Origin of the sequence: Methylobacterium sp. WL119 (assembly GCF_008039875.1) — a bacterium.
Lineage (GTDB): Bacteria > Pseudomonadota > Alphaproteobacteria > Rhizobiales > Beijerinckiaceae > Methylobacterium.
The window spans coordinates 44,627-67,514 of sequence record NZ_VRUU01000002.1; the positions used below are offsets into that span (position 1 = coordinate 44,627).

Consider the following 22,888-nt stretch of genomic DNA (forward strand, 5'->3'; position numbering starts at 1 on the left):
GTCGGCCTCGGGCCGGCGGGTTGGCTGAAACGCGCGACGGACCCGGAATGAGAACGACGAGAAGGATCGCGATCCGCGCAATGACCTCGATGCACGAGACGGCACCTTCGCATGCCCGGTTCCGGCCGAGCGTCGCGCCCAGGCTCGCCCCGCTGCCCGCGGACCCGGACGTGATCGTGGTCGGCGCGGGCGCTGCCGGGATCGCCGCCGCGCGGACGCTGGTCGCCGCCGGCCTGTCCGTCGCGGTGCTCGAGGCGCGCGACCGCGTCGGCGGGCGCACGGTCGCGACGATGCTGCGCGGCCATGCGGTCGACCTCGGGGCGCACTGGCTTCACGCGGGCCCGATCAACCCCCTCGTCCAATTGGGCTTCGAGCGCGGCGAGCCCCTGCGCCGGGCAGCCCAGGAGGGCCACGTCTGGGTCGGGCGTCGCCCCGGGCGCCCGTCCGAGGTCGCGGCCTCCGCCCGGGCCTTCGACCGCGCCGACCGGGCGATGCATGCAGGCGCCGCCGCGGGCGGGCCGGACCGTGCGGCGGCGAGCGCCCTGCCCCGCGGCCTCGGCCCCTGGGGCGCCCGCGTCGCGCTGGTCCACGGTCTGGTGTCCGGACGGCCGCTGGAGGAGGTCTCGCTCCAGGATTTCCCGAGCATGGAATACGGCGACAACTACTTCGTCGCCGGCGGCTACGGCGGCTACCTCGCGCGGCTGGCGCAGGGGCTGCCGATCGCGCTCGACTGCCCCGTCGCCGGCATCGACTGGACGGGAGCCGGCGTTCGCGTCGCCACCGCGGACGAGCGGACCCTGAAGGCCCGCGCCGTGATCGTGACGGTGCCGATGATGGTGCTGCGCGACAGCGTCGCCTTCTCGCCGGCCCTGCCCGCGCCGATCCGTGCCGCGATCGACGGGTTCCGGGTCGGCATCTACGAGCACGCGGTGCTGCACTGGCCGTCGAGCCCGTTCCGCGGGCGGGACCGTCTCGCAAGCCTCGTCGGCGGACGCTTCAGCCCGCCGGGCCTGCTCACCCGCATCGACGGGACGCCGTTCCACTATTTCGAGCTCGACTCGGTCGGGGCCGCCGAGATCGATGCCGCCGGCACCGGCGAGGACGGTCTACGCCGCCGCGTGCGCGCGACGCTGGCCGATCATTTCGGCGCCCGCCGCCTCCACGACCTGTCGATCCCCGCCGTGAGCGAATGGCGCCACGATCCCTGGTCGCGCGGCTCCTGGGCGTCGGTGCCGCCGGGCCACGCCGGCGCGCGCCGAACGCTGCACGCGGCGGTCGGCGAGCGGATCTGGTTCGCCGGCGAGGCGCTGTCGCGCGAGCAGTGGGGCACGACCGGGGGCGCCTATGCCGAGGGTGTGCGGGCGGCCGACGCCGTGGCGGAGCGTATCCGGATGGGCACAGCCGCGTGACGGGATGAGGCGGCGGCGCCGGATCGTCTTGCGGTCGAGCCTGAAACGCGATGCATCAGGGGACGGATGATCGCGATGCGGGAAGAGGCCGTCTGATGAACTGGGTCGAGGGCATCGGCTATCTCGGGACGGCGCTGACCATCTCGGCCTCGGCGATGAGCACGATGATCCCGCTGCGGATCATCTCGCTCGTGGCGAGCGCCGCGGTCATCACCTACGGCCTGCTGATCGGCAGCATGCCGGTGGTGCTGACGGAGGCGATCCAGATCCCGTTCAACGCCTGGCGGCTCTGGCAGATGGTCCGACTGGTGCGCGACGTGGAGAAGGCCGCCGACGGCGACCTCTCCCTCGACTGGCTGAAGCCCTACGGCACCGAGCGGGCGTTCGCGGCCGGGGCATCGCTGTTCGCCAAGGGCGAGGCGGCGACGACGATGTACTACGTCGAGGCCGGCTGCTTCCGCATCCCGGAATATGGGATCGAGGTGCGGGCCGGCGGCATCGTCGGCGAGCTCGGCCTGCTCTCGCCGGGCAACAGGCGCACGGCCTCACTGGTCTGCACCGAGGCCGGCCGGGCGCTGGAAGTGCCTTATTCCGCGGTCAAGCAGCTCTACTACCAGAACCCGGAATTCGGCTTCAGCTTTCTGAAGCTCACCAGCGAGCGGCTGTTCCAGAGCGCCGATGCGCGGGTCGCGGTGAGCGGCGACGTAGCCTGATCCGCGTCCGACCGGAGCGATCTTCGAGGATTCCGCGAAGCCGCCTCTAGGTGCGTCGTCCGAGAAGGCCTTGCAAGACCGCCCGCACGGCCGATTCCGGGGGCGGCGGGGCGGCCCAATCGGGGACCGGCCCCTCGTGAAGGTGCCAGTCGCGGGACTGGAACCGGTCGCCGGCTCCTCCGATCAGGCCGAGCCCGACGCACGGACGATGCTGCCCGGTGCCGATGCGGCCGGCGGCCCAGACGCGCTGCCACCGATCGCGGACCGTCAGGTCGGCATCGCACCAGCCGAGGCGCTCGCGGCCCATCACGGCGAAGATGCGCTCGGGCGACGCTCCCGCCGGGATCCGGACCCAGGCGGAGAAAACGTAGGGTGTTGCCGGATCGAAGCGAGCGGGGTCGAGCAGCTTGGTGAAGGCGCTCAGGCCCGGTTCCCGATGGAGGCCCTTGTGCCGCGTCGTCCCACGCGGAAGCCGCATCGCATCGGCGGAGGGCGCGGGCGCGAGCCAGGCCAGCGGTACGCCGGCATGCTCGGCATAGGCGGCATCGCACAGGGCGACCCAGGATTCGAGGTCGACGTCCCAGGCCTGCTCCCCGGGCGCGAACCGCCGGACGCCGCCTTCCAGCACTCTCGGCCCGGTGCGCCTGAAAGGCGGCACCACCCCGTCGTCATCCGCCTCGTGCACACGAAGCAGCGTCGACGGCCCATGGCGCCACACAGCTTCAGCCAGCCGTGCGAAGGCGGAATCGGGCTCGCCCGGCTCGACCTTCCTCACGAGGATCTTCGCGCCGGTCGCCAGGTCGGCGAGCATCTTGGCCTTCAGGTGCGCCACCCGGCCGTATTCGTGCTCGAGCAGCGCGTCGTGATCAGTACCTTCGACCTGTCGTTGAGTGTTCGACCAGATGTTGTAGGTCTGGCTCCGGCAATAATACACGCCGGTCTCGGTCGCCTCCAGGATCAGGTCTCCGGGGGCGCCGTACCTCGAAAAATCGGTCGTCAGTGCCTCGATGAGGTCGTCGAGGGGCGTGTACGCGAAGCGCAACAGGCCCGACGGCTCGGCGCCGCCGTAGCGCTGCACGAAGCCGAACTCGCAATTGCCGCCGAGGCTGCGGAACGCGTGCATCCGACCGGCCAAAGGCGGAACCGGGGTCCCGGTCGCTTCCGTCGAGGCGCTCACCATCCCCATGCCGTGTCCCGATCCCGGCTCAGAGCATGCTGGGCAGGATCCGATCCGGCGGGCGGTGGCCGTCCATGAAGGTCTTGATGTTGATGATGACCTTCTCGCCCATGTCGATCCGGCTCTCGAACGTGGCCGAGCCCATATGCGGCAGCAGCACGACCTTGCCGGACTTGGCAAGCTTGATCAGGCGCGGGCTCACCGCGGGCTCCTGCTCGAACACGTCGAGGCCGGCCGCCGAGATCTCGCCGGCCTCGATCAGGCGGGCGAGCGCGTTCTCGTCGATCACCTCGCCGCGGGCGGTGTTCACGACGATCGCCTCGGGCTTGAGCAGCTTGAGGCGGCGGGCCGAAAGCAGATGGTAGGTGGCGGGCGTGTGCGGGCAGTTCACCGACACGATGTCGACGCGCGCCAGCATCTGGTCGAGCGATTCCCAGTAGGTCGCCTCCAGCCCGGCCTCGATCGCGGCCGGGACCCGGCGGCGGTTGTGGTAGTGGATCTGCAGGCCGAACGCCTTGGCGCGGCGGGCGAGCGCCTGCCCGATCCGGCCCATGCCGACGATGCCGAGGCGCTTGCCGGTGATGCGGCGCCCGAGCATCCAGGTCGGCGACCAGCCCGTGGTCCAGTCGTCGTCCGGAATGATGCGCGCGCCCTCGGGTACCCGCCGCGCGACGGCGAGGATCAGCGCCATGGTCATGTCGGCGGTGTCCTCGGTCAGGACGCCGGGCGTGTTGGTGACGGTGATGCCGCGCTCCAGCGCCCCGCCCACGTCGATGTGGTCGACGCCGTTGCCGAAATTGGCGATCAATCGCAGGTTCGGCCCGGCCTGGGCGAGGAGGCCGGCGTCGATCTTGTCGGTAACGGTCGGGACCAGCACGTCCGCCTCACGCATCGCGGCGGCGATCCGATCGGGCGATAGCGGGGCGTCGTCGTGGTTCAGCCGCGCATCGAACAGCTCGCGCATCCGCGTCTCGACCGCGTCCGGCAGGCGTCGCGTCACGACGACGAGCGGCTTGCGCTTCAACGACATCTTCTCTCCCATCACCGGTTCGGGCAGGCCCGACACGAACGCCTCGCGCGGCGTCGACGCATCGTGGACCGGTCCCGTTCCCGGTTTCAAGCTCCGTTAACCGAGCTCCGCCAGACAGGAGCGGACGGCTTCCGGCCTCTCTACCAGAGGCAGGCCGGAACACAATCCGAAGTGCCGCGGCGGCACCAGCCCGCGGCGCGGGCGTTCTGTCGCCGACGCGCGAAGATCAGGAGATGGACGATGCGGCTGGCTCGGCTCTTCTTCGTGGGCGCCGCCCTCCTGGCGTCGCCCACCCTCACCCTGCCGGCTTCGATCGGGACGGCATCGGCCGCAGCGAGCGGCGGTCCCGAATCCGGAATCGGGCCCGTCACCAAGTTGCCGCTGCCGCGCTATGCCAGCCTGAAGACCGATCGCGTCAACCTGCGCGAGGGGCCCTCGAAGGATCACCGCACCCTGTGGGTGTTCCAGCGCGCCGGCATGCCGGTCGAGATCGTCGCCGAGTTCGAGACCTGGCGCCGCATCCGCGATTCGGAGGGGACCGAGGGTTGGGTCCTGCACTCGCTGCTCTCCGGCCGCCGGACCGCGATCGTCACCGCGTCCAAGGGCGCCGACAAGGCCGCGATCCCGCTGCGCGCGCGTGCCGACGACGGCGCCGAGGACGAGGCCCGCCTGGAGGCGGGCGTGATCGGCAGCGTGAAGACCTGCACCGGATCGTGGTGCCGCCTCGTCGTCGCCCTGCCCTCGAAGCACGACGTGGACGGCTACATCCACCAGGACCGCCTCTGGGGCGTCTACCCGAACGAGAAGGTCGACTAGAAAAAAGGGCCCGGTTCGCACCGGGCCCTTTTCTTGAGTCTGGAAGGTTCGGCGGCTGCTCAGCTCTGGCGGCGCGTGCCGGGCCGGCGGCGCAGGCGGACGATCACCTCGACGCCGGCGATCTCCATGCCTTCGGGCGCATCGGGCAGCGATTCGACGGTGATGCCGCAATCGGGCATGTCTAGCACCTGCCCCTCGTCCTCGAGGAAGAAGTGGTGGTGCTCCGACGGGTTGGTGTCGAAGTAGGCCTTCGACCCGTCGAGGGCGAGCTGGCGCAGCAGGCCGGCCTCGGTGAACTGGTGAAGGGTGTTGTAGACCGTCGCCAGCGACACCGGCACCTTGGCGCGCATCGCCTCGTCGTAGAGCATTTCCGCCGTCAGATGGCGGTCGCCGCGCCCGAATAGCAGCCAACCGAGCGACAGGCGCTGGCGCGTCGGGCGCAGGCCGGCGCGCCGCAGGCGGTCGCGCAGGTCCGAGAGCGGACAGCCACGGCGGGCGGCACCCGATGCATCCCCCGAGAGGGCCGGGATCCGGGCGTTGAGCGCGGCCTGTAGGGACAGCAGTTCGGACATCGGAGGGACTGAACGCTCGCGAGGGATGAAGAATTTCGCTTTCGTGTATATGGGAACGGTCGCCGGCTCGCAACACGCCGCGGTCGGCCCTCCCCCGCTCCGCGTGACGGCCGCATCGTTCGCGCCAGCTTGGAACCGGCTCCGCGCCTATGCTAACGAGGCCGCCGAGTGCGCGGTTCGCCCCGTGTACGGCACGCGTGCCGGCGCCGAAGCCGGCCCGGGCCCGCCGACCGAAGCTCGCGACACGAGGACCGACCCGCCTTCATGACGTCCGACACCGAACAGACCGCCCCCCGCGCCTCGCAGTATTCCTACGAGGACCTGCTCGCCTGCGGGCGCGGCGAACTCTTTGGCGCGGGCAACGCCCAGCTGCCGCTGCCGCCGATGCTGATGTTCGACCGCATCACCGAGATCGGTGCCGAGGGCGGCGCCCACGGCAAGGGCCTGGTGCGCGCCGAGTTCGACATCCGGCCCGACCTCTGGTTCTTCTCCTGCCACTTTAAGGGCGACCCGGTGATGCCGGGCTGCCTCGGGCTCGACGCCCTCTGGCAGCTCGTCGGCTTCCATCTCGGCTGGCTCGGTTCGCCCGGCCGCGGCCGGGCGCTCGGCGTCGGCGAGGTCAAGTTCACGGACCAGGTCCTGCCGACGGTCAAGCAGGTGGTCTACGGCGTCGACCTGCGTCGGGTCCGGACCGGCAAGCTCGTCCTCGGCATCGCCGACGGATGGCTGGAAGCCGACGGCAAGCGGATCTACGAGGCCAAGGACCTGCGCGTCGCGTTGTTCCAGAGCTGAGCGGCGGACCTGATTCCGACGCGTCTCGCGCAACGAGGCGCGTCCTCGCCGGTTGGAAACAGGCCGGCGGCATCCTAGCTGACGAGGAAGCGTGACGCTCGCCCCATCCGGGGGGCGTCGCCGTGGAGACGAGTTCTTTCATGCGCCGTGTCGTCGTCACCGGGATGGGCATCGTCTCATCCATCGGAAACAACACCCAGGAAGTGCTCGCCTCGCTCCGCGAAGGGCGGTCCGGGATCACGCGCGATGGGTCCCACGCCGAGCACGGCTTCCGCAGCCAGGTCTCCGGCCGGCCCGACCTCGACCCTGAGGGCATCGTCGACCGCCGCGCCATGCGCTTCCACGGCGGCGGCAGCGCGTGGAACCACGTCGCGATGGATCAGGCGATCCGCGATTCGGGTCTCGAAGCCGGCGACGTCTCGAACGAGCGTACCGGCATCATCATGGGCTCGGGCGGCCCCTCGACCCGCGTGATCGTCGAATCGGCGGCGATCGCCCGCGAGAAGGGCCCCAAGCGGGTCGGCCCGTTCGCGGTGCCGAAGGCGATGTCCTCGACCGCGTCGGCGACGCTGGCGACCTGGTTCAAGATCAAGGGCGTCAACTACTCGATCGCCTCCGCCTGCGCGACGTCGAACCATTGCATCGGCAACGCCGCCGAGATCATCCAGGGCGGCCGCCAGGACATCATCTTCGCCGGCGGCTGCGAGGATCTCGACTGGACGCTCTCCGTCCTGTTCGACGCGATGGGCGCGATGTCCTCGAAGTTCAACGCGACGCCCGAGCGGGCCTCGCGCGCCTACGACGCGAACCGCGACGGCTTCGTCATCGCGGGCGGCGCCGGCGTGCTCGTGCTCGAGGAATACGAGCACGCCAAGGCGCGCGGCGCGCGGATCTACGGCGAGATCGCCGGCTACGGCGCGACCTCGGACGGGTACGACATGGTGGCGCCGTCCGGCGAGGGCGCGGTGCGCTGCATGCGCCAGGCGATGGAAGGCTTGAAGGGCGCACGGATCGACTACATCAACCCGCACGCCACCTCGACGCCGGTGGGCGACGAGAAGGAGATCGAGGCGATCCGCGAGGTCTTCGGCCGCGGCGAGGCCTGCCCGCCGATCGCGGCGACGAAGTCCCTCACCGGCCACTCGCTCGGCGCCACCGGCGTCCAGGAAGCGATCTACGCCCTGCTGATGATGAACAACGGATTCATCAGCGCGAGCGCGCACATCGACGAGCTCGATCCCGCCTTCGCCGACATGCCGATCCTGCGCGAGCGCCGGGACGGGGCCAAGCTCGGGCACGTGCTGTCGAACTCGTTCGGCTTCGGCGGCACCAACGCGACCCTGGTGCTGAAGAACGTCGACGCCTGACGCGTCGAGCAAGACCTGCGATCCTCCCCCGGCGGCGGCCGACACGGCATTCGGGAACGATCCGCGGCGAAAGGGATCGTTAACCACCGGAACCCATGCTTCCGGTTCCGGTTTCGTCGGAAAGCCATGCCTTGGAGCGGCGCGCGCATGACCTTCGTCCTGATCGGATTCGTGCTGGCTGCGGTGATCGTCGGCTCGGCCGGCATCTACGCCAAGCAGGCGCTGATCGACGACGCCAAGGCCCAGACGCGCGGCTACTTCTAGCGCGAACGCCCCCTTCGGCCGTCATCGAGCCCCACCGGATGGCAGGGCTTTCGTTTTTTCCTCGCTGCCGATTGGACAGCGCCGTCCCCCGCGCCTAAGCGTCGGTCCCTGTCTACTGCGCTCGAAGAGGCGCATCGCTCGGGAGTGACGGATCGGATGACGGGTTTGATGGCGGGCAAGCGCGGCCTGATCATGGGCGTGGCCAACGACCACTCGATCGGCTGGGGCATCGCCAGAACCCTGCATCAGCACGGTGCGAAGCTTGCCTTCACCTATCAGGGCGATGCCCTCGGCAAGCGCGTCACGCCGCTCGCCGCCCGGCTCGATTCCGATATCGTCCTGCCCTGCGACGTGGAAGACCTTGCCTCCGTGGACGCGACCTTCGCGGCCCTGGACGAGCGCTTCGACGGCACCCTCGATTTCGTCGTCCACGCCATCGGCTTTTCCGACAAGGCGCAGCTCAAGGGTCGCTACGTCGACGTGACCACCCGCGAGAACTTCTCGCGGACCATGACGATCTCGTGCTTCTCGTTCACCGAGATCGCGCAGCGGGCGGCCAAGCGCATGCGCGAGGGCGGCTCGCTCCTGACGCTGACCTACGGCGGCTCCACCCGCGTGATGCCGAATTACAACGTGATGGGCGTGGCCAAGGCCGCGCTCGAGGCGTCCGTGCGCTACCTCGCCACCGATCTCGGCCCGGACGGCATTCGGGTGAACGCCCTGTCGGCCGGGCCGATGCGGACGCTGGCCGGCGCCGGAATCGCCGACGCGCGCCTGATGTTCAACCACCAGAGGGCACATGCGCCGCTGCGGCGCACCGTGACGCTCGACGATGTCGGCGGCTCGGCGCTCTACCTGCTGTCCGACCTCTCCGGCGGCGTCACCGGCGAGATCCACTTCGTCGATTCCGGCTACAACATCATCTCGATGCCGCGGCCCGACGTGCTGCAGGCGCAGGACGAGGCCGGCGTCGTCGGCGACGCCTGAGACGCCTTCGTCAGCGCGTCACGGCGATCAGGCCGATCACCAGGCTCGCCAGCAGCAGGATCAGGTGGATTCCGACGCCGTCGGCGAGCCACGCGCTCATTCCGGGATACGGCCCGGGGGCAGCAACCCGGGCTCGCGCACGGGGCGGCGGACCGCGCGGCGCTCGCGCCGCGCGATGACCGCCCGCGGCGGCGGGGCGGACGGGTAGTTCGACGCGAACGGATTCGACGGGACGCCCGATCCGGTGAGCCCCAGCGTGCTTCCGGCGTAGCCCGTGCCCTGCGCCAGGGCCGGAAGCGAACCGGCCGCGAGGATCGCGGCGGCGAGCGTTGTGCGGTAGGGCATCGATATCCTTCGTCCTGTGGCTCTCGTCAGATAGGGCTGCGGCGGCGCGGGCGGGAACGGAAAACGTCATGGAACCGCATCGGATCGAGCGCGACGGCACGACCTACGACGTCACCTTCGAGCGTGCGCCCGAAGGCTGGGTCGCCCGCATCCGCCGGACAGGCGACGGCGCGGTGCACGTCGTCGCCTTCGCCGACGGCGTGGGCTACGCGGCGGACGACCCACGCGGCTCGCTGATCGCCGGTTGCGCGGCGGCGATCGAGCGGCTGCCGTGGGGCGTCCCGACCAGGCACTGATCGCCCGGCCGGCGGAACCTGCGCGTCGCCCCCGTGTTCGCGCTGGACAGATCCTGTTCTCAAGACCGGAGTTTTCGATGTCCGAAGTCACCTATCACGTCGTCGAGCATGATGGCGGATACGCCTACAAGGTCGGCGACGTCTTCTCGGAGACCTTTCCGAGCCGCGACGAGGCCCTCCAGGCGGCACAGGCCGCCGCGGCCGAGCAGCAGGTGCCGGGCTCGACCGAGGGCATCCGCTATCAGGACGGTGCCGGCGCGTGGCACGACGAGACCGCGCGCGGCGACGACCGCCCGACCGCGAAGGTCGCGGACTGATCGAGACCCGTCCCGCGTCGAACGATGGCACGCAAGGCGGCCTCGGTGCCGCGGAAGCCGAAGACCGAACCGGAACCGGACGTCGTGCCGGTTCTGGCGAAGCTGCCGAAGGGTGCACGCCGCACGACGCCGTCCCGTGAGACGCTCGCCGCCCTCGCCCCCGATCGGCTCATCGGCCTGATCCTCGCCGAGACTGCCCGCAACGCCGCGTTCAAGAAGCTCGTGAGCGCGGCGCTCGCCTCCCTGCAGGGGCCGGAAGCGGTCGCGGCGATCGTCGACCGGCGGCTGACCGCCCTGGAGGGCGCCCGCGGCTTCATCGACTGGCAGAAGCGCCGGGCGTTCACCACGGATCTCGGCGCGATGGTCACGGTGATCCTCACCGAGCTCGCGCCGCTCGATCGCATGGCGGCTCTCGAACGCCTGGTGCGCTTCCTCGGCGGCGCCGACGCGGTGCTTAACCGCGTGGACGACGGTTCGGGCGCGATCCAGGCGATCTACGAGCGCGCTTCGGATGCCGTGGTCGAGATTGCCGCAGAGCTCGAGCCGGACGAGGCCGGGCGGTTCGCGCTGACGCTGATCCCGCGCTTCGTCGCCGACCCCTACGGGCCGTTCGGCGTGCTGATCCGCGATCTGGTCCCGCGCCTCCCCGCTGCCGCCCTCGCCTCGCTCGATGCGAAGCTCGCCGAGGCGGCGGACACGAAGCATCGGGCCGCGGATGCACCGAACGGGCCCGCGGCCTCGCGAGCCGATCTCCGCCACGGGAACATCCTGCGCGTCCGTCAGGACATCGCCGACCGGCGCGGCGACGTCGCGGCCTACATCGCGCTCGAGCAAGCGATCATGCCCGGCCGTCCCGACGGGACCGAGATCGCAGGGCGCCTGCTCGCGGCCGGGCGGGCCGCCGAGGCGCTGGATTGGATCCGCCGCCCGAAATCATCGCGGAGCGGCGTGATCACCCGCGCGATGCTCGCGACCGGAGATGCGGCGCTCGACGGCCCGGACCGCGAGCGGATCGGGCTGGAGATCCGCATCCTCGATGCGCTCGACCGACGCGAGGAGGCTCAGGCTCTGCGCTGGCAGGGGTTCGAAGCGACGCTCGACGCCGACATGCTCCGCGGGCACATCGCCAAGCTTCCGGATTTCGAGGACGAGGAGGTGCTGGAGCGCGCCCTCGACCACGTCGCCCGGCACGACGATGCCCATCGCGCGCTGGCCTTCCTGGTGGCGTGGCCGAGCTTCGACCGCGCGGCGCGCCTCGTCTTCGATCGCCGCGCGGAGTGGCGGAGCGAGGCCTATCGCCTGCTCGGTCTGGCGGCGGAGGCGCTGGAGCTCGATCATCCGGCCGCGGCGACGCTGCTGCTGCGCCGGATGATCGACGACATCCTCCGGGACGGACGCAGCAGCGCCTACCCCTATGCCGCCCGCCACCTCGCCGCCCTCGACGGAATGGCGCCGCGCCTGGCGCCGGGATCGATCGATCCCTCGCCCGAGGCCTACCGTACCGGCCTGCGGACGGCGCATGGACGCAAGCACGGGTTCTGGTCGCTCGTGCCGGCGTGAGGCCGAATCACACCGTCTCGATCGCGTCGACGCGGTCCGGGTAGAAGGCGAGATGCCCTGCGATCTCGGCGACCGCCGGAAACGGCGCCTCGTAGCTCCAGACCGTGTCGGGGCGCGATGCGTCGCCGACCGCGAGGCTGAAGTAGCTCGCATCGCCCTTGTACGGGCAGTGGCTGGTCCGCGCCGACTTCGTGAAACGCGAGAGGTCGGCATCGCTGCGCGGAATGTAGAGAACCGGAGGGTACGACGCTTCCTTGAGGGAAAGCACCCGCTCGCTCTCGGCGACGGCGACGCCGTCGAGCATCACCCGGACGCGGCCCGGATGCGGCGTGATGGTGATCGGATGGTCGGGGCCAGGTTGCTTCATCGCGGAATCCTCTCGCTCGGGTTCAACTCGATGGTGCCGAGGGCGTCGGCGAGCCGTGCCTTCGCGCTGCCGGGCTTCAGCGGGACCTGCTGGCTCGCATGCGGCGCCCAGCCGGTGAGCCACAGGATCTCGAAGCTGGCGCGAAGCCGCCCGTCCGCGTCGGCGAAGCGCGACGCGTAGATGTCCGCCATCCGCATCAGCGTCGCCCGCCGCAGGGGCGTGCGGCGGCGCTCGACCAGCGCGTTGGTCAGGCCCATGGCGCGCAGGTCCCGCATCAGGGAAAACGGGTCTGCGTAGCGCACCGTCACGGTCTCGGTGTCGGCGACCGGCAGGGCGAAGCCGGCGCGCTGCAACAGGGCGCCGGCCTCGCGCACCTCGGCGAACGGCGCGACCCGCGGGCTGACGCCGCCCTCGACCTCGCTTTCGGCCTGGGCGAAGCTCGCCCGCAGCTCGTTCAGGGTGGCGCCGCCGAGCAGGCAGCCGAGGAACAGCCCGTCGGGGCGAAGCGAACGGCGGAGCTGCACCAGCGTTCCGGGAAGATCGTTGACGCCCTGGAGCGCCAGCAGCGACACGGCGAGGTCGAAACCCTCGGGCGCGGCCGGCAGCGCCTCGGGGTCGGCGACCGCTTGCCGGACGCCGGGCACGGCCCGGTCCAGGATCGGCGCGAGGCGTAGGACCGTCGCGTCGGGGTAACGCGCCGACAGGACGCGCGCGGCCGCCGCGGTCGGCGTCGCGAGATCGAGGCTTCGGGTGAAGTCACGCAGCACCGCGCCGAGGCGATCGTCGAGATCCTCCGCGACACGGGCGATCAGGAAATCGGCAAAGCCCGCACGCTGCGCCCGCGCCAAGCGTCGGCGGGCGAGGACGGTGTCGAACAGGGGCGAAGGCGCTGTCATCTGCCCCATCACATGGCGCTCGGATCGCTGTCTTGCCAGCGGCGCGACCGACGGGTGGCGAGGGCCGGACGACGATCACACTTCTGAGAGGGTGGAACGGGACCGGGGCGTCGCCGTTCCTGGTCAGTTCCATCGGCCGCTCGGCCGCGTACCGGAGTCCCATCCCATGATCCGCTTCCTGTCCGGGGCCGCGCTGGCCCTCTCGATCGTCGCTTTCGGCTCGGCCGCCGATGCCAAGGGTTGCATCAAGGGCGCCATCGTCGGCGGGATCGCCGGGCACTATGCCGGCCATCATGGGCTCGTCGGCGCTGCGGCCGGCTGCGCCATAGGCCGCCATCGCGCGAATGCCGAGGCCCGCCGCAACGATCAGACCGCGCCGACGACGCGCTGAGGCGCGCTCCCGATCGCGTCGACGCGGCGGACGGATCGGGCGGTGCATGCGCCTGAGACGTCGAGCATCGAGATCGGCCGTGCGTCGAAGGGCGCGCGGCCTTTCGCCGTTCTGGGTCGCGTCGCCCGCGCCCTGGTCGGTCTCGTCTACCCGCCGTCCTGCGCCGGCTGCGGCGCGGCGACCGCCGATCCCGGCGCGCTCTGCCCGTCCTGCTGGGCCGGCCTGCGCTTCATCGAGGAGCCGTGCTGCGCGCGGTACGGCACCCCGTTCGCCGTCGATCTCGGAATCGGTCCCCTGCTGTCGCCGCGGGCGATCAGCGAGCCGCCGGTCTTCGCGCGGGCCCGCGCCGTGGCGCTCTACAACGACACCGCCCGCAGCCTCGTCCATCGCCTGAAGTACCAGGACCGCCTCGACCTCGCCAAGGCGATGGCCGCGATGATGGCGGCGTCCGGCGCGGCGCTGATCGCGGAGGCCGACTGCGTCGTGCCGGTGCCGCTGCATCGCTGGCGCCTGTGGCGGCGGCGGTTCAACCAGGCGGCGCTGCTGGCGCGGCCGGTCGCCCGGGCCGGCAGCCTGCCGTTCTTGCCGCGGGCCCTGGCGCGGGTGAAGGCGACGCGCTCGCAGGTCGGGCTGACTCGCGCCGGGCGTGCCGAGAACCTTCAGGGCGCCTTCCGGGTGCCGGCGGCGCATCGGGCCGGCATCCAGGGACGGCGCGTCCTCCTCGTCGACGACGTCACCACCACCGGCGCGACCGCCAACGCCGCCGCCCGCGCCCTGCTGCGCGGCGGGGCCGCTTCGGTCGACCTGCTCACCTTCGCCCTGGTGGCCGACCCGATCGGTTGAGCGGGGGCGCGATCGTTCTCACGCGGGCGGCGGGTTTCGCGACTGAAGCGCCGCGATCGTCAGGTCGAACGCCTCGGCGATGCTCTCGTGCCAGAGCGAGAACGGGGTGGGCCGTTCGAGGTGCACGGCGGCCTCGGCCTCCGTCCCGCTGGCCTGCAGGTCGGCGCCGTGCCGGATCGCGAGGCGGCGCATCGGTCCGTTCATGGCCAAGCACCGCACGTGCAAATCGCCGACGCCACGATTGCGCGCCGCTTCCGTGATCCGCGTGAACAGCGCCCCGCCGATGCCGCGACGCCGGTAGGCGCGCTCCACCGCGAAGGCCGCCTCGGCCTGCCTGCCGAGATCGAGCGGCGTCGCACCCGGGCCGGACGGTCGCAGCTCCGCGACCCCGCGCAGGGTGCCGGACACGAAGGCACCGAAGATCAATCCGTCGGCCGTGACGGCGCGCTCGGCATAGGCACGGATCCCGGCCTCGCCGACGCTTCCCATGAACCGGTTCGCGCGGGTTTCGGGGTCCAGGCGCAGGAAGTAGGCGAGGATCTGCGCGCGGTCGCTCGCGCGCAGGCGTCGGATCGTGTGTCCCGCCGGTTTCGGCTCGGGCAATGCCATGTGCAGGTCTCCGGTATCGGCGCGCTGGGTGCGCGCATCCGGGCGTGCCCTCCCTCGAGGCAGGCAGGATCTCGCACCGCCAAGCCGATTGTGCAATGCAACAATCTGTCGTCGCGTCGCGTCGCCAGGGCTGACATGCACCCAGGGGATGGAACCACTTCTGTTGCATCGCGGTGCGACGCGGGGTTGATCGACCCGCCCGCGCGCGGCAGACGGTTGGGACGGGTCCCGCGTTGCAGCACCGCGCGGATGCCGAGCAGGATCCCGTGGTCGTGAGCCGGAAGCCGTGAGCCCAACCTCGCCGAGCCATGCGCCCTCCGCCGATGCGCGCAGCGGTGCGCTTTCTCCCGGCCCCGTCCACGATCGCTACGAGGCGCTGATCGCCTCCGGCGCGATCGAGCGCGACCCGGCCCAGGCGCGGCTGGTGCGCGCCCTCGACCGCCTGGTCCTCGACCTCGAGCGGAGGCGTCGCGCCAAGAAGGGCAGCGCGCTCGGCTGGCTGTTCTCGCGGAAGGACAGCGTCGGGCCGCCGAAGGGCCTCTACATCTGGGGCTCGGTCGGGCGCGGCAAGACCATGCTCATGGACCTGTTCCACGAGGCCGCCCCCGGGCCGAAGCGCCGCGTCCACTTCCACGGCTTCCTCGCCGACGCGCACGAGCGCATCCACGCCTACCGCCAGGCGCTGAAGCGCGGCGAGGTGAAGGGCGACGATCCGATCGGCCCCGTCGCCGACGCGCTCGCCGACGAGGCGACGCTGCTGTGCTTCGACGAGTTCACGGTCACCGACATCGCCGACGCGATGATCCTCGGCCGGCTGTTCGGTGCGCTGTTCAGGCGCGGCGTGACGGTGGTCGCGACCTCGAACGTCGAGCCGGACCGCCTCTACGAGGGCGGCCTCAACCGCGCGCTGTTCCTGCCCTTCGTCGAGGAGCTGAAGGACCGGGTCGAGGTGCTGCGCCTGGATTCGCGCACGGATTTCCGCCTGGAGAAGCTCGGCGGCGCACCGGTCTACCATGTGCCCGCGGACGCGGAGGCCCGGGCCGCGATCGATGCCGCGTTCAAGGGGCTGACCGGGAAGGCCAAGGGCCGGTCGGCGACGATCGCCGTGCACGGCCGCGCCGTGCCGGTGCCGCAGGAGGCGGCCGGCGTCGCCCGGTTCTCCTTCGCCGACCTCTGCGCCCAGCCGCTCGGCGCCTCCGACTACATGGCGGTCGCCCGGGCCTTCCACACGGTGATCGTCGAGGACATCCCGGTGATGGGCGAGCAGAACCGCAACGAGTGCAAGCGCTTCATCACCCTGATCGACACCCTGTACGACCGCCACGTGAAGCTCGTCGCCTCGGCCGCGGCGGAAGCGCAGGACCTCTACACGGTCCGCGAGGGCCGCGAGGCCTTCGAGTTCGACCGCACCGTGTCCCGGCTGATCGAGATGCGATCGACCGAATACCTCGCCCTGCCGCATGGACGGGCGGATTCGGAAGCCTCCGGCGCCACGACCGGCCTCGTCGAGACCTGATGCGGCTTCGCGGCCGCCCGAGCTTCGACGGGTAAGGCTTCGACAACCGCCCCGTCCCGTCTATGTCTGCGCAGGTCGCCTCGGCACGTCGCCGGGCCGATCCGAGGCGCCCGAGATGATCACCGATACGAAACACCCGCTCGCCGCGGGTGGTGCTGCGATGCGGGGCGGGTTCGGGATGGTCGTCGCGTGGTGAGCCCCCGATCGATCTCGTTCCTGCGTCGGTCGAACTGGCGCCGCGCACGGCCCTTCGCCGGGCTGCTCGGCTCGCCGGTCGCCTTCGGCCTCCTGATCGTCGCCCTGGTGGCGGGTGGCTGGAACTACGTCGGCGGCGAGGCGAGCCGCGCGGCGGTCGCGGCCGGAAACACCCGGATCTCAGGGCTCGAGCGGCTGCTCTCGGCGGTGAAGGACCTCGAGACCGGCGAGCGCGGCTACGTCCTCGTCGGCGGCGACGTCTACCTCGAGCCCTACCAGAAGGCGCTCGGCGCGATCGACACCGGTCTCACCGGGCTCGGCAGCCTCGCCCAGGTGCCGCTGCGCCAGGGCGGGACGTCCCTTGCCGCTCTCATCGCGGACAAGCGCGACTTCGCGGCCCGGGTCGTCGCCGCGCGGCGGGACGTGAGCTTCGATGCGGCGACCGAGATCGTCCGCACCGGCGTCGGCAAGCAGCAGATGGACGCGATCCGCGCCGAGACCGCCGGATTGCAGGCCTCGATCGCCCGGCGAATGGAGGCCGATCGCAGCCGCGACGCAGCGCGTTCCCTGCTGCTGTCGATCCTCACGGCGGTCTGCGCGGTCGTGGCGATCGTGCTCCTCGCCCGCCTCGCCCTCGTCCGCCGCCGGGAGGCGATGCGGATGTCGGGCCTGCTTGACGGGGTGCTCGCCAATGCCCCCGTCGGCCTCGGCTTCCTCGACCGCGATCTCAAGATCCGCCACATGAACCGGGCACTGGCGGTGATGAGCGAGCGCGGCTTCGGCGCCGACCTCGGCGCCCCGATCTGGGCGATGCTGCCGACCCTCGCCGACGCCCTGGGTCCGAAGCTCGCCGCGGCCCTCCACGAAGGGCTGGTGACGCCCGACGTGCCGGTCGCCGTCCCGACGCCCTCGGCACCCGGCGGCGTGCGCCGCTTCTCAATGAGCTTCTATCCCCTCCGCGGCACCTCCTCTGAGGTCGAGCCGGCGATCGAGGGCGTCGGCATCGTCGTTCTCGACGAGACCCTGCGCTGGATGGTCGAGGAGCGCATGCGCCGCAGCGAGGAGCGCTTCCGCTCGCTGATCGAAGCGAGCGCGTCGATCGTCTGGACCGCGACGGCCGAGGGTACCCTGCACCCGCGGCAGGCCTCCTGGACGCGCTTCACCGGCCAGGACGACGCGGCCTATGGCGGCGAGGGCTTCCTCGACGCGATCCACGTGGACGACCGGGGGCATACGGCCGAGGCCTGGACCGTGGCGGTCTCGACACTGCAGCCCTACGAGACCGAGCACCGCCTGCGCCGGGCCGACGGCGAGTACCGCCACATGGCGGTGCGCGCCGTGCCGATCCTCGCCGAGGACGGGCGCCTGCGGGAATGGGTCGGCACGCATACCGACATCACCGAGCGCAAGGCGGCCGAGGCCGCCGTCGAGGCGGCTCGTCAGGCGGCGGAGGACGCCAACCGCGCCAAGAGCCAGTTCCTGGCTAACATGAGCCACGAGCTGCGCACGCCGCTTTCCGCGGTGATCGGCTATTCCGAGATGCTGCAGGAGGAGCTGGAAGACCTCGGCGAGCCCTCGCTGATCGCCGACATGAAGAAGATCGAGTCGAACGCCCGCCACCTTCTCGGGCTGATCAACGACGTCCTCGACCTGTCGAAGATCGAGGCCGAGCGCGTGGAGATCTACGCCGAGGACTTCTCCGTCGCCGAGGTCGTGGCCGAGGTCGCCGCCACGGTCGAGGGTCTGATCGCCAAGAAGGAGAACGCTCTCGACCTGACGATCGCCGAGGACGTCGGCACGGCGCATACCGACGTGACCAAGCTGCGCCAGTGCCTGATCAACCTTCTGAGCAACGCGGCGAAGTTCACCGAGAACGGTCGCATCGGCCTCGCCGTGACGCGCGATGCGGAGGCCAGGCTCTGCTTCGCGGTCAGCGATACCGGGATCGGGATGACCGACGAGCAGGTCGGGCGGCTGTTCGAGCGCTTCACCCAGGCCGACGCCTCCACGACCCGACGCTTCGGCGGCACCGGGCTCGGCCTCTCGATCACCCGCGCCTTCGCCGAGCTGCTGGGCGGCACCGTCGAGGTCGCGAGCCGGGAGGGCGCAGGCAGCACCTTCACGCTGATCCTGCCGGCGCAGTTCTCCGGCCCCGACGCCGGAGCGGCACACGGGGAGGATACGGCGGTGGGAAACCGCATCCTCGTCATCGACGACGATGCGGCGACGCGCGACCTGCTCGCGCGCTTCCTCGAGAAGGAAGGCTTCGTCGTCTCCACGGCGGAGGACGGACGCCAGGGCCTGGAACGGGCCAGGGCCCTGCGTCCCCGCGCGATCCTCCTCGACGTGACCATGCCGCGGATGGACGGCTGGTCGGTGCTGCGCGCGCTCCGGGCCGACCCCGAGCTCGGCGCGACGCCGATCATCATGGTGACGGTGCTCGACGAGCAGAACCTCGCCTTCTCGCTCGGCGCCACCGACTACCTGCACAAGCCGATCGAGTGGGGGCACCTCAAGGCCGTCACCGACCGGTTCCGTCCCGGCAATGCCGAGGGACCGATCCTCGTCGTCGAGGACGATCCCGACGCCCGCGAGCGCGTGACGACCTTCCTAGAACGCGAGGGCTTTCCGGTGCGCTCGGCCGAGCACGGCAAAATCGCGCTGGAGGAGGTGGCGCGGGAGAAGCCCGCCCTCGTTCTCCTCGACCTGATGATGCCGGAGATGGACGGCTTCGGCTTCCTGCGCGCCCTGCGGACGCGGGCGGAGTGGCGCGACATCCCCGTGGTGGTGCTCACCGCCAAGGACATCACGGCCGAGGACCGACGCCGGCTCGCCGGGCAGGCGGACCGGGTGATCAGCAAGGGCTCGGTCAGCCTGTCGGACCTGGCTCAGGAGGTGCGGGGTCTGGTGGGGATTCCGGCGCGGGATTGAGAAGGGCGCATCTGCCCGAAACGATCGCGCGAGCGATCACGGTGGCCATGCCCTCCCCGTCATCCCGGGGCGCCGAAGGCGAACCCGCGCTCCGGAACCGCAGGTCCTGCTCCAACTTGCGCCCTCGGCGGTTCTGGATCCCGGGCCCCGCTGCGCCGACCCGGGACGACGACGGTGGTTCTCGGCGGGTCCCGGAAGACCCTACTTCTCGACGAAGGCCTTCTCGATCACGTAGTGACCGGCCTCGCCGTGGTTGCCCTCCTCGTAGCCGCCGTTGGTCAGCAGCTCGCGGGTGTCGCGGATCATGTCGGGGCTGCCGCAGAGCATGAAGCGGTCGTTCTCGACCGACATGTTCGGCAGGCCGATATCCTCGAACAGCTTGCCCGAGGTCATCAGGTCGGTGATGCGGCCGCGGTTGCGGAACGGCTCGCGGGTCACGGTCGGGTAGTAGATCAGCTGCGCGCTGATCATCTCGCCGAGGAACTCGTGCTTCGGCAGGCTCTCGGTGATGGTCTCGCCGTAGGCGAGCTCCTGCACCTGCCGGCAGCCGTGGACGAGCACGACCTTCTCGAAGCGCTCGTAGGTCTCCGGGTCCTTGATGATCGACATGAAGGGCGCGAGCCCGGTGCCGGTACCGAGGAGGTAGAGGTTCTTGCCCGGAAGCAGGTTGTCGAGCACCAGCGTGCCGGTGGGCTTCTTGCCGACGATGATCGGGTCGCCGACCTTGAGGTGCTGCAGCTTCGAGGTGAGCGGGCCGGCCTCGACCTTGATCGAGAAGAATTCCAGCTCCTCCTCGTAGTTGGCCGAGACGACGCTGTAGGCGCGCAGCAGCGGCCGGCCTTCGACCTCGATGCCGATCATCGTGAACTCGCCGTTCCGGAAGCGGAAGGCCGGATCGCGGGTCGTGCGGAAGGAGAAGAGCGTGTCGGTCCAGTGGTGGACCGACAGAACGCGCTCCTCGTAGAACTTGCTCATCGACTGAGGTGTCCCGAATCCCGATGGGTTTGGCGGTCTTTTCGCAGTTGCGGAACGCAGGTCAAGACGCGCCGACGACACACAGCTATGCAACCGCAACTGATTGGAATCGCTCTTAATACCCGCGGCGATCCGACCTAGAGCGGCTTCAGCCCGGCCTCGATCTCGGCGCGCCGCGGCTCGAGGAACGGCGGCAGGGCGAGGCCCTGACCGAGCCGGTCGAGCGGCTCGTCGGCGGTGAAGCCGGGGCCGTCGGTGGCGATCTCGAACAGGATGCCGTTCGGCTCGCGGAAATACAGGCTACGGAAGTAGTAGCGGTCGACCGGACCGCTCGACGGCATCCGCCGCACCTGGAGCCGGTCGGCCCAGGCTGCGTAATCCGCATCGGGGATGCGGAAGGCGACGTGGTGCACCGCGCCGGCGCCCTGGCGGGCGGGGGCGGAGGCGTCGCCGACGAGCTGCACCTCGGCGGCCGACCCGCCCTCCCCCATGGCGAAGACGTGGACCGTTCCCTCAGGCGCCTCGAAGCTGCGGTCATGCCGCATCCCGAGGACGTCCACGAGCACCGAGCCGGTCCGCTCCGGCTGAGCGACGGCGAGGCGGATCGGGCCGAGCCCGCGGATCTGATGCTCGGGCATCACCGGGCTGCCGGCCCAGGGGTGCGCATCGCCCGCGCCGCCGTCGTCGACGAGGCTCAGGCGCTGGCCTTCCGGATCCTCGAAATCCAGGGTCAGGCGTCCGTCGCGCTCGACCGGCTCGGAGTGGGCCACGCCCTCCCGCGCGAGGCGCTCGCGCCAAGCGTCGATCGCCGCCGGGCCGGCGACGCGCAGGTGCGTGCGGGTGATGCTGTTCGTCCCGCGCCGCTCGGGCGGCGCCGGCCAGTCGAAGAAGGTCACGTCGGTGCCGGGCGAGGCCAGCCCGTCGGCGTAGAACAGGTGGTAGGCCGAGACGTCGTCCTGGTTCACCGTCTTCTTGACGAGCCGCAGGCCGAGCACGCGGGTGTAGAACGCGTGGTTCTCCGCGGCCCGCGCGGTGATGGCGGTGAGATGGTGGATCCCGGTGAGCTGCATCGGCGAGAGCATCTTCCGTCGAAGCGGTCGCCGGTCCGGCGAAAGAACGTGCGGCACCGCGAAGAGATGGAACAGTCCCCACGACGGGGGTCATCGAGCCTGTGTCAGAGGCCGACCGGCCGCCCCGCGGCGACGACCAGCATCCGGCCGTCGGCGAAGGTCCGCGCGCCGGCGCGGCGGATGTCGTCCTGCGTGACCGAGGATACCAGGGCGTTGCGGCGCTCGATGTAGTCCATCCCGAGGCCTTCGAACGCGATCTGCACCAGCTGGTGGGCGATCTTGGTCGAGGTGTCGAAGCCGAGTGCGTAGGAGCCGGTCAGGTAGTCCTTGGCCTTCTGCAACTCCTCGTCGTCCGGGCCGTCGGCGATCAGGCGGTTGATCTCGTCGCCGATGACCGACAGCGCCTCGCCGACGCGCTCGTTCTTGGTCGCGGTGTAGCCCCAGGTCATCGCCGCCGAGCGGTGGCTGACCAGCGAGGTCCCGACCGAGTAGGCGAGGCCGCGCTTCTCGCGGACCTCTTGGAACAGCCGTGAGGTGAAGGCGCCGCCGCCGAGGATGTGGTTGAGCACGTAGGCGGGAATGAAGTCGGGGTCGCGCCAAGCGACGCCAGCCATGCCGAAGCGGATCACCGATTGCGGCACGTCGAGATCGACGACGACGCGCTTGCCGAGGTCGCCCACCGTGGTCCGCTCGATCGCGCGCAGGCCGCCGGCCTCGGGCAGCGCACCGAAGGCGCGGTCGAGGCTCGCGGCGAGCTGCTCGGCGCCGATCGCGCCGACGGCTGCGACCTTCACCGCGCCGCGACCGAGCAGCCGGGCATGCATCGCCACGAGGTCGTCGCGGGTGATCGCCGAGACCGCCTCGATCGTGCCCGAGGACGGGCGTCCGTAGGCGTGCCCGGCGAACGCTTCGGCGAAGAAGCGGCGCGAGGCCATCACGCCCGGATCGTTCTGCTGGTAGCGCAGGCCGGCGATCACCTGGCCGCGGACCCGCTCGATCGCGTCGGCGTCGAAGCGCGGCTTTGCGAGCGCCAGGGCCAGCAGCTCGATCGCCTCGTCGGCGTGCTTGACCAGCATCTTCAGCGAGCCGCCGATCGCGTCGGGGCCGGCATGGAACGACAGCTCGATGGCGCGCGCCGCGAGCCGCTCCTGGAAGGCGTCGGAGCCGAGATCGCCCGCGCCCTCGTCGAGGAGGCGTGCCAGCATCTGGGCGCAGCCCGACTTGCCCTCGGGGTCCTGCGCCGCGCCGCCCTCGAAGGTGAAGGCCAGGGCGATCATCGGCACCACCGGCGATTCGACGTGCCACGCCTCGATGCCGGCGGCGGTCTGGATCGGCAGCGCCTTGGCCGGACTCGCCTTGGAGCGGACCGGGGTCTCGGCCAGGTCGGTGTCGGCGAAGTTCATGGACGACCTCGTTGTTCTTGATGTCTGGGTGCGGCGCCGGGCGCCGC

Annotated in this window: 23 protein-coding genes; 13 read left to right on the plus strand and 10 right to left on the minus strand. The window is 71.0% G+C overall.

Annotated elements, in window-relative coordinates:
* The first annotated feature begins 80 nt into the window (after nt 1–80).
* Both FV227_RS01350 and FV227_RS01355 read left to right on the plus strand, forming a co-directional pair.
* Nucleotides 81–1,409 carry an NAD(P)/FAD-dependent oxidoreductase gene (locus FV227_RS01350; protein WP_246686347.1) on the plus strand — a complete coding sequence of 443 codons (1,329 nt, stop codon included), beginning with the start codon at nt 81–83 and terminating at the stop codon, nt 1,407–1,409.
* A 95-nt stretch (nt 1,410–1,504) separates the two neighbouring features.
* Nucleotides 1,505–2,122: a cyclic nucleotide-binding domain-containing protein gene (locus FV227_RS01355; protein ID WP_147727710.1), complete on the plus strand. Its 618-nt coding sequence runs from the start codon at nt 1,505–1,507 to the stop codon at nt 2,120–2,122.
* Nucleotides 2,123–2,168: 46 nt separating this feature from the next.
* Here the strand turns inward: FV227_RS01355 and FV227_RS01360 are convergent, their stop codons facing one another.
* Nucleotides 2,169–3,308, minus strand: coding sequence for a hypothetical protein (locus tag FV227_RS01360; RefSeq protein ID WP_147858152.1), 1,140 nt, complete (start codon nt 3,306–3,308; stop codon nt 2,169–2,171).
* Between the two features lie 19 nt (nt 3,309–3,327).
* Nucleotides 3,328–4,329, minus strand: coding sequence for a D-glycerate dehydrogenase (locus tag FV227_RS01365; protein WP_147858203.1), 1,002 nt, complete (start codon nt 4,327–4,329; stop codon nt 3,328–3,330).
* 240 nt (nt 4,330–4,569) lie between these two features.
* Here FV227_RS01365 and FV227_RS01370 point away from each other — a divergent pair, with 240 nt between their 5' ends.
* Nucleotides 4,570–5,145 carry an SH3 domain-containing protein gene (locus FV227_RS01370; protein ID WP_147727712.1) on the plus strand — a complete coding sequence of 192 codons (576 nt, stop codon included), beginning with the start codon at nt 4,570–4,572 and terminating at the stop codon, nt 5,143–5,145.
* A gap of 59 nt (nt 5,146–5,204) precedes the next feature.
* On the opposite strand, the gene irr is transcribed toward FV227_RS01370, so the two are convergent.
* Nucleotides 5,205–5,717: a Fur family transcriptional regulator Irr gene (gene irr, locus FV227_RS01375; protein WP_147727713.1), complete on the minus strand. Its 513-nt coding sequence runs from the start codon at nt 5,715–5,717 to the stop codon at nt 5,205–5,207.
* A gap of 264 nt (nt 5,718–5,981) precedes the next feature.
* Here irr and fabA point away from each other — a divergent pair, with 264 nt between their 5' ends.
* The 3 genes from fabA to fabI all read left to right on the plus strand — a co-directional run bounded on the left by fabA (nt 5,982) and on the right by fabI (nt 9,127).
* Nucleotides 5,982–6,509, plus strand: coding sequence for a 3-hydroxyacyl-[acyl-carrier-protein] dehydratase FabA (fabA, locus tag FV227_RS01380; RefSeq protein ID WP_147727714.1), 528 nt, complete (start codon nt 5,982–5,984; stop codon nt 6,507–6,509).
* 140 nt (nt 6,510–6,649) lie between these two features.
* Nucleotides 6,650–7,876: a beta-ketoacyl-ACP synthase I gene (fabB, locus tag FV227_RS01385; protein ID WP_147727715.1), complete on the plus strand. Its 1,227-nt coding sequence runs from the start codon at nt 6,650–6,652 to the stop codon at nt 7,874–7,876.
* Nucleotides 7,877–8,296: 420 nt separating this feature from the next.
* Nucleotides 8,297–9,127 carry an enoyl-ACP reductase FabI gene (gene fabI, locus FV227_RS01390; protein WP_147727716.1) on the plus strand — a complete coding sequence of 277 codons (831 nt, stop codon included), beginning with the start codon at nt 8,297–8,299 and terminating at the stop codon, nt 9,125–9,127.
* Between the two features lie 96 nt (nt 9,128–9,223).
* Here the strand turns inward: fabI and FV227_RS01395 are convergent, their stop codons facing one another.
* Nucleotides 9,224–9,472 (minus strand): hypothetical protein, encoded by a 249-nt coding sequence (locus tag FV227_RS01395; RefSeq protein WP_147858153.1) that lies wholly within the window; start codon nt 9,470–9,472, stop codon nt 9,224–9,226.
* A gap of 68 nt (nt 9,473–9,540) precedes the next feature.
* Here FV227_RS01395 and FV227_RS01400 point away from each other — a divergent pair, with 68 nt between their 5' ends.
* The 3 genes from FV227_RS01400 (at nt 9,541) to FV227_RS01410 (ending at nt 11,645) form a co-directional block, all read left to right on the plus strand.
* The gene (locus FV227_RS01400) at nt 9,541–9,768 is read left to right on the plus strand and encodes a hypothetical protein (protein ID WP_147726266.1); all 228 of its coding nucleotides are present in this window, start codon (nt 9,541–9,543) and stop codon (nt 9,766–9,768) included.
* A 77-nt stretch (nt 9,769–9,845) separates the two neighbouring features.
* A complete protein-coding gene (locus FV227_RS01405) occupies nt 9,846–10,085 on the plus strand; it encodes a DUF2188 domain-containing protein (RefSeq protein ID WP_147726267.1) in 240 nt (79 codons plus the stop codon).
* 24 nt (nt 10,086–10,109) lie between these two features.
* Nucleotides 10,110–11,645 (plus strand): DUF6880 family protein, encoded by a 1,536-nt coding sequence (locus FV227_RS01410; RefSeq protein ID WP_246686348.1) that lies wholly within the window; start codon nt 10,110–10,112, stop codon nt 11,643–11,645.
* Nucleotides 11,646–11,652: 7 nt separating this feature from the next.
* On the opposite strand, the gene FV227_RS01415 is transcribed toward FV227_RS01410, so the two are convergent.
* The gene (locus FV227_RS01415; protein WP_147858154.1) at nt 11,653–12,012 is read right to left on the minus strand and encodes a DUF427 domain-containing protein; all 360 of its coding nucleotides are present in this window, start codon (nt 12,010–12,012) and stop codon (nt 11,653–11,655) included.
* Nucleotides 12,009–12,908, minus strand: a complete 900-nt coding sequence (locus tag FV227_RS01420; protein WP_147726269.1) for a methyltransferase domain-containing protein — start codon at nt 12,906–12,908, stop codon at nt 12,009–12,011. Before FV227_RS01420 ends, FV227_RS01415 begins: the two co-directional genes overlap by 4 nt.
* A 166-nt stretch (nt 12,909–13,074) precedes the next feature.
* Between FV227_RS01420 and FV227_RS01425 the strand changes: the two genes are divergently transcribed.
* Together FV227_RS01425 and FV227_RS01430 are read left to right on the plus strand one after the other, a co-directional pair.
* A complete protein-coding gene (locus tag FV227_RS01425; RefSeq protein WP_147726270.1) occupies nt 13,075–13,299 on the plus strand; it encodes a hypothetical protein in 225 nt (74 codons plus the stop codon).
* Nucleotides 13,300–13,410: 111 nt separating this feature from the next.
* Nucleotides 13,411–14,142, plus strand: coding sequence for a ComF family protein (locus FV227_RS01430; RefSeq protein WP_147726277.1), 732 nt, complete (start codon nt 13,411–13,413; stop codon nt 14,140–14,142).
* 18 nt (nt 14,143–14,160) lie between these two features.
* Here FV227_RS01430 and FV227_RS01435 read toward each other — a convergent pair whose 3' ends face one another.
* Nucleotides 14,161–14,751 (minus strand): GNAT family N-acetyltransferase, encoded by a 591-nt coding sequence (locus FV227_RS01435; protein ID WP_147726271.1) that lies wholly within the window; start codon nt 14,749–14,751, stop codon nt 14,161–14,163.
* A 286-nt stretch (nt 14,752–15,037) separates the two neighbouring features.
* Between FV227_RS01435 and zapE the strand changes: the two genes are divergently transcribed.
* Both zapE and FV227_RS01445 read left to right on the plus strand, forming a co-directional pair.
* Complete coding sequence (gene zapE / locus FV227_RS01440) at nt 15,038–16,267, plus strand: cell division protein ZapE (protein ID WP_147726272.1); 1,230 nt, start codon at nt 15,038–15,040, stop codon at nt 16,265–16,267.
* Nucleotides 16,268–16,456: 189 nt separating this feature from the next.
* On the plus strand, nt 16,457–19,393 hold the full coding sequence (locus FV227_RS01445; protein WP_246686349.1) for a response regulator: 2,937 nt from the start codon (nt 16,457–16,459) through the stop codon (nt 19,391–19,393).
* 201 nt (nt 19,394–19,594) lie between these two features.
* Here the strand turns inward: FV227_RS01445 and FV227_RS01450 are convergent, their stop codons facing one another.
* From FV227_RS01450 to FV227_RS01460, 3 genes are all read right to left on the minus strand, one after another.
* On the minus strand, nt 19,595–20,368 hold the full coding sequence (locus FV227_RS01450; RefSeq protein WP_147726273.1) for a ferredoxin--NADP reductase: 774 nt from the start codon (nt 20,366–20,368) through the stop codon (nt 19,595–19,597).
* A 137-nt stretch (nt 20,369–20,505) separates the two neighbouring features.
* Entirely contained in the window at nt 20,506–21,438 is a 933-nt protein-coding gene (locus FV227_RS01455; protein WP_147726279.1) for a ring-cleaving dioxygenase, read from the minus strand.
* A 104-nt stretch (nt 21,439–21,542) separates the two neighbouring features.
* Nucleotides 21,543–22,841 (minus strand): pitrilysin family protein, encoded by a 1,299-nt coding sequence (locus tag FV227_RS01460; protein WP_147726274.1) that lies wholly within the window; start codon nt 22,839–22,841, stop codon nt 21,543–21,545.
* Nucleotides 22,842–22,888: the final 47 nt, after the last annotated feature.

Bases quoted from the DNA above. Each gene is read 5' to 3' on its own strand.
- FV227_RS01355 (WP_147727710.1), top strand. From the start codon at position 1,505: ATGAACTGGGTCGAGGGCATCGGCTATCTCGGGACGGCGCTGACCATC.
- fabI (WP_147727716.1), top strand. From the start codon at position 8,297: ATGACGGGTTTGATGGCGGGCAAGCGCGGCCTGATCATGGGCGTGGCC.
- FV227_RS01400 (WP_147726266.1), top strand. From the start codon at position 9,541: ATGGAACCGCATCGGATCGAGCGCGACGGCACGACCTACGACGTCACC.
- FV227_RS01360 (WP_147858152.1), bottom strand. From the start codon at position 3,308: ATGGGGATGGTGAGCGCCTCGACGGAAGCGACCGGGACCCCGGTTCCG.
- FV227_RS01415 (WP_147858154.1), bottom strand. From the start codon at position 12,012: ATGAAGCAACCTGGCCCCGACCATCCGATCACCATCACGCCGCATCCG.
- FV227_RS01460 (WP_147726274.1), bottom strand. From the start codon at position 22,841: ATGAACTTCGCCGACACCGACCTGGCCGAGACCCCGGTCCGCTCCAAG.
- fabB (WP_147727715.1), top strand. From the start codon at position 6,650: ATGCGCCGTGTCGTCGTCACCGGGATGGGCATCGTCTCATCCATCGGA.
- FV227_RS01350 (WP_246686347.1), top strand. From the start codon at position 81: ATGACCTCGATGCACGAGACGGCACCTTCGCATGCCCGGTTCCGGCCG.
- irr (WP_147727713.1), bottom strand. From the start codon at position 5,717: ATGTCCGAACTGCTGTCCCTACAGGCCGCGCTCAACGCCCGGATCCCG.
- fabA (WP_147727714.1), top strand. From the start codon at position 5,982: ATGACGTCCGACACCGAACAGACCGCCCCCCGCGCCTCGCAGTATTCC.
- FV227_RS01455 (WP_147726279.1), bottom strand. From the start codon at position 21,438: ATGCAGCTCACCGGGATCCACCATCTCACCGCCATCACCGCGCGGGCC.
- FV227_RS01420 (WP_147726269.1), bottom strand. From the start codon at position 12,908: ATGACAGCGCCTTCGCCCCTGTTCGACACCGTCCTCGCCCGCCGACGC.
- FV227_RS01450 (WP_147726273.1), bottom strand. From the start codon at position 20,368: ATGAGCAAGTTCTACGAGGAGCGCGTTCTGTCGGTCCACCACTGGACC.
- FV227_RS01365 (WP_147858203.1), bottom strand. From the start codon at position 4,329: ATGTCGTTGAAGCGCAAGCCGCTCGTCGTCGTGACGCGACGCCTGCCG.
- FV227_RS01410 (WP_246686348.1), top strand. From the start codon at position 10,110: ATGGCACGCAAGGCGGCCTCGGTGCCGCGGAAGCCGAAGACCGAACCG.
- FV227_RS01425 (WP_147726270.1), top strand. From the start codon at position 13,075: ATGATCCGCTTCCTGTCCGGGGCCGCGCTGGCCCTCTCGATCGTCGCT.
- FV227_RS01435 (WP_147726271.1), bottom strand. From the start codon at position 14,751: ATGGCATTGCCCGAGCCGAAACCGGCGGGACACACGATCCGACGCCTG.
- FV227_RS01370 (WP_147727712.1), top strand. From the start codon at position 4,570: ATGCGGCTGGCTCGGCTCTTCTTCGTGGGCGCCGCCCTCCTGGCGTCG.
- FV227_RS01405 (WP_147726267.1), top strand. From the start codon at position 9,846: ATGTCCGAAGTCACCTATCACGTCGTCGAGCATGATGGCGGATACGCC.
- FV227_RS01395 (WP_147858153.1), bottom strand. From the start codon at position 9,472: ATGCCCTACCGCACAACGCTCGCCGCCGCGATCCTCGCGGCCGGTTCG.